At 34.2% G+C, this 5,125-nt stretch carries 4 protein-coding genes and 1 pseudogene; 3 read left to right on the top strand and 2 right to left on the bottom strand.

The window, feature by feature from the left end:
- The first annotated feature begins 359 nt into the window (after nucleotides 1-359).
- Both AC59HZ_RS31165 and AC59HZ_RS31160 read left to right on the top strand, forming a co-directional pair.
- Nucleotides 360-926, top strand: a complete 567-nt coding sequence (locus AC59HZ_RS31165) for a sigma-70 family RNA polymerase sigma factor (RefSeq protein WP_496549582.1) — start codon at nucleotides 360-362, stop codon at nucleotides 924-926.
- Nucleotides 923-2,038, top strand: coding sequence for a DUF4179 domain-containing protein (locus AC59HZ_RS31160; protein ID WP_496549581.1), 1,116 nt, complete (start codon nucleotides 923-925; stop codon nucleotides 2,036-2,038). Before AC59HZ_RS31165 ends, AC59HZ_RS31160 begins: the two co-directional genes overlap by 4 nt.
- A gap of 269 nt (nucleotides 2,039-2,307) precedes the next feature.
- Here AC59HZ_RS31160 and AC59HZ_RS31155 read toward each other — a convergent pair whose 3' ends face one another.
- Nucleotides 2,308-3,594, bottom strand: a complete 1,287-nt coding sequence (locus tag AC59HZ_RS31155; RefSeq protein WP_496549580.1) for an MFS transporter — start codon at nucleotides 3,592-3,594, stop codon at nucleotides 2,308-2,310.
- A gap of 138 nt (nucleotides 3,595-3,732) precedes the next feature.
- Here AC59HZ_RS31155 and AC59HZ_RS31150 point away from each other — a divergent pair, with 138 nt between their 5' ends.
- Nucleotides 3,733-4,665 carry a LysR family transcriptional regulator gene (locus tag AC59HZ_RS31150; RefSeq protein WP_496549579.1) on the top strand — a complete coding sequence of 311 codons (933 nt, stop codon included), beginning with the start codon at nucleotides 3,733-3,735 and terminating at the stop codon, nucleotides 4,663-4,665.
- A gap of 295 nt (nucleotides 4,666-4,960) precedes the next feature.
- On the opposite strand, the pseudogene AC59HZ_RS31145 reads toward AC59HZ_RS31150, so the two are convergent.
- A pseudogene (locus AC59HZ_RS31145) lies at nucleotides 4,961-5,125 on the bottom strand (IS110 family transposase); the annotation flags it as partial.

Below are 5,125 nucleotides of genomic sequence, written 5' to 3'. Positions count from 1 at the left end.
GAAAATAAGTGAAATAATCTACACAAGTCAATTTAAGCTTATGGGTTGAGTATTTTCATAATTGCATTTTTGGAAAGAGTCTTATTCCACTAACGGGTGCGTTAGTTCAACAAAGGGACCGTCATTTTGGCGGTCCCTTTTTGATATGAGTGAACAATATCTCCATAATGTTTAATCAATGTCATTATGGAACTAATCAAATTGATGAAAATTTCGAAATCATATTCCTTAAATCATAATATTACTCTTGCACTATGTTAGATTAAAATAAAAGAATTTTTGTAAATGCGAGAAAAAAACATTTTCTATTCGTTATATAAGGTGTAAAAGCTTTTACAAAAAATAAGGGGAATCGGTACATGCGGTCAAATGAATCAAATTTTATACATCGATTACAACGACAAAAAGAAGACGCTCTCGAATTTATCGTAGATAAGTATCTGCCATTGATAAAAGGGGTTGCTTATAAAGTGCTGAGCCCTCTAAATAACAATGGTGTCATGGAAGAATGTATCAATGATATTTTTCTTTCCATCTGGAACAATTCGAAGAAGTTTAACGGAGATTCAAATGATTTTAAAAAATGGGTATGTGCCATTGCTAAATTTAAAGCTATTGATTATTACAGAAAAGCTAGTAAGCAAATTGAAATAGCCTCAGATAAGATGGAACTTAATGTAGAAAAGTCCGCAGAAGAAGAATTACTCTCCGTAGAAGACAAAAATGAACTGATAAAGTTAATAAATCAACTAGAACCTCTTGAAAGAGATATTTTTATCATGAAGTTTTTTCTAGGTTTAAAGTCAGAGGATATATCAATAAAACTAGGTTTAACCAAAGCTTCTATTGATAATCGAATTTACAGAGGGAAAAAGAAGCTCATTAAGCAAACGACCAACCTCAAGTTAGGAGAGAATGGCGTATGAAGGATATTTACCAATTATTGAATGATATAAACTTAGATGAGATAGAATTTGAGGAAATGGAAGTAAGTGCCCTAGAAAAAGCTAATGTTAAAAGAACCTTAAAGAAATCGATAATCATAAAGAATAAACAAACGAAAGCTTGGAAAAAGAATATTGCGGCAGCATCCATTTTAGTCGGACTAACCGTTACAAGCTTTGTAACTTTACCTGCATATGCTGGAAATATTCCAGTAATTGAAGATATATTCCGATTTTTCGACCATGGAACAACTGGACTTTCTGGTGCTGATAAAGGAGACTTTATCGAAAGTAAAGATACACAGAAAAAAGATATTGGACTCTATTATGACTATAAGAAATATTCAAATGAAATCAATATTACTAAGGAAAGTAACGGGGTTAAATTCACGATAAATGACGCTGTTTTTGATGGGAAAACAGCGACGCTAACATATACCATTGAAAGTGAACAAGATATTGGGAATGCAAACTTTACTTTACCAAGAATATCAGGGATGTACGCAACAGGAGGTACTGGCATAACAACTAAAATAGATACAAATAAATATGTGGGCTTGTTAACTGTAAATAATCTGGAAGATAAAAAATTTGATGTCGCTGATATTAAATGGAATATTGACAGTATTAAAAACCCAGATAATAAGACAGAGATCAAAGGAGATTGGAAATTTGATTTTTCTGTAAAGGCTACGGAAAGTAAAGTGCAAATATTGAGTGGCATTACCTCAGAAAAAAATGGAGTAAAAGTAAATGTAGAAAAAATATCTATAACTCCAATGTCCTTTACACTTTTTTATAATCAAGAAGTTTCTGAATTGATACAAAGCACCTGGGATGGAGTGCATGTTGATTTAGAAATTAAAGATGACTTAGGAAATATCTATTCTGGTCAAGATAACGGAGGAGAAGTTGCCGAGGGAACTTACAATATTAATTGGAGTAAAACATACCAAAAGTTGGATCAGAAGGCATCTAAACTAATAATAACTCCTCACGTTAAAAGAAGTCACAACTCCAACGCACAAGCGAAACCTAATACAGTTAAAGAAGAATATAAATTAGATGCCCTAATTATCGAACTAGAAAAATAATATAGTAGTTAGGACTGCGATTCTTCGAAATTGAAGGGTCGCTTTTTCCTTAAAGCAACAGAGGATACAATGTCAAGGAAATCCAAATGAAAAAGCCTAATTTCTCGCTTAAAGCACATAGAAATTAGGCTTTGGTTACTTCAGAAAAGCACCTTTTAATAATTAAATTATAGATTCTATTGAATACAGGATGCTTTTCAGAATCTATAAAAACTTTGTCAGAAAAATAATTTATCCTGTGCAGTGAGAGTAAAGTAAATACATCAGTTTTAGCTTTCTACACATTGCTCCATTATTCCTTCTTTAGGTAATTGACTTGAATGTTGTTTTTTAATAAGAATGACAAATAAGCTTGCTAATATACAGAAAACTCCTGCCAAGAAGAATGTCCAAGTGTAAGAGTTGAAAAATTTATATATTAGACCCCCTCCATATGCTGCTACTGCGGCACCAGCCTGATGCGAAGCAGAAATCCATCCATATACTATTCCACTTTTTTCAATTCCGAAGACTTGCCTTGATATGCCAACAGTCGGTGGCACTGTTGCAATCCAATCCAATCCGTAAAAAACAGAAAAAATAATAAGTAACATAAAGGAGCCTTTAGATAACGCAATCGGAAGTAAAACAAGTGATGCACCTCGTAAGGCGTAGTACCAAAATAATAACCATCTATTATCATAGCGATCTGACAACCAACCAGATATGGTTGTACCTAGCAGATCAAAAACCCCCATTAATGAAAGTAACGAAGCAGCTGTAACCAAAGTTATGCCGTAGCCGGTACAAAAAGAGACAAAGTGAGTACCGATTAAACCACTAGTTGAAAGACCACAGATAAAGAAACTACCTGCTAGCAACCAAAATTCTTTCACTTTTGCTGCCTCAAATAAACCGTTGAATGCAATAATAATAGGATTTTTCTTCTGTTCTTTATTATTATCTTCTATTTCTTTTTTAAGACCATATGGAAGAATACCAATTTCTTTTGGAGAGTTTTTCATAAAAAATAAAATGAATACTAGCATGATCCCACTAAGTATCATTATTAAAGCAATCGCCCAACGCCACGAATATCTTTCTATAATTTTCGCTAAGATGGGAAGTAGAATTAACTGACCAGTTGCTGTGCTTGCTGTTAATATTCCTAACACAAGCCCCCTTTTTTTTTCAAACCATCGGGTCACTACATAGGGACTTAGCACGGTTAGGAATAACCCTGAACCGATCCCTATAATAATGCCCCAGATGATGATGAGTTGCCACGAATGCTGCATCATTAGGGTAAGCAAAGTTCCTATTAACAATGTTACCATAGACAAAAGCATCATCTTCTTTAATCCAAGTACTTCAATCAGTGCAGCCATAAAAGGACCTGATATACCATATAAAAATAAACCCACAGCAAAAGCTAGTGAAATTATTGAACGGTCCCAGCGAAATTCATTTTCGAAAGGTTCTATGAAGACCCCTGAAGATGACCTTACAATTCCAGCCACAATAATCGAGAAAAATGTTATGGCAAGAATAAACCAGCTATAGTGTATACGTTTCAAACTCAACCACCTCTGTTGTCTTCATATAATATCCTGCTTTTTATAGATCTTAATATTAACTCTTGACTTATTATCAGTAAAATTGAAATACTTGATGTTATCCATCGGTTTTTTTGATAATATAAAAGCAAGAGTAAAATGAAAGTTGGTGAAATGATGGAAATACGCCATTTTGTTACGTTTAAAATGATCATTGAAACGGGTAGCTTCACACAAGCAGCAGAACAATTAGGTTACACCCAATCCACGGTGACTTCTCATATTCAAGCTATTGAAGAACATATAGGCGCACCTCTGTTTGATCGAATGGGTCGAAAGGTTAGATTGACTGATATTGGCAAGAAGTTGTTGCCCTATACTCGAGAGATTTTAGATACCTATGGAAAGATCGAAAGCATTAACAATGATGGAGAGGATGTAAGAGGGGAGTTAAAGATTGCGGCTCCGGAATCTCTAACGGTATACCGCCTAGAACCAATATTAAGAGAATATAGAAAGAAGTTTCCACATGTAAGCATCAGTTTAAGTAACGCCTCCTGCGGAGATAACAAGAGAGCAATCCTTAATGGTAGTGCAGATATTGCATTTGTCATGTTGCCAGAGTTGCAGGATTCAGATTTAATCGTCCATTCGTTATTGGACGAACCTATTGTCCTTGTTGGAAGCGCTGATTGTTGTTCGCTGAATAGTTTAGATATAAACTTCGGAAATCAAAAGATAAGTGAGTGTTTGATTGTAAACGAGAAAGAATGCAGTTATCGAAAGATGTTTGAAGAATACCTTGGAGAACGGGGAATCGTACCTTCCCACACGATGGAACTTTGGAGTATAGAAGCAATGAAACGTTGTATAATGAGTGGGCTTGGTATTGCTTGTTTACCTTTAATGACAGTAAATGATGAAATCAAGGAAGGGAAGTTAAAAATAATTCCCTGTGTCGGTGGCTTTACACAAATTTTCTCCCAAGTAGCTTATCATAAAAATAAGTGGATTTCTCCAGCTTTATCAATGTTTATCGATATTACTTTGAAACATGCAAGAGACTGGTCATGTGCGGAGACTACTTGTTGAGCGAACATGGTGATTTCCTTGTATTAGGTTTAAGCAGTGGTATTCCATTAAAGGGCGATTTTTTTAATAAGAGAGGCGTCTTTTTTTTGTATGGTCAACACATTTAAGGGATTGAGTTTATTGAGGTGTAAAAAAGATTGTGAAGAATTGTACTTAAAGTAACCAGCTAATAGTTTGTCAATATTTTTCATTAAAAATCTTAAAAATCACATGATATACTAAAAATAAGCATGCCAAATAACCTTCCTAATTTTGACTATTGGAAAGTTTTGCATTGTTTAGTTTTATTTTTTATTTAAGCTATATCTTGGAAGGTTGAGTTACTCTTTAAAAGCGCATATATCCATTGTAAGAGCTTATTTGCACGTGCTATTACCGCTACTTTATAAGGCTTTCCTTCTTCGCGTTTCTTATCATAGAACTCTCGTAACCTCTTGTTGCGAGGGATAATATCTTTAGT

It is taken from the genome of Neobacillus sp. DZ-9 (assembly GCF_059587065.1).
This window is presented reverse-complemented; position numbering and strand designations above follow the sequence as displayed.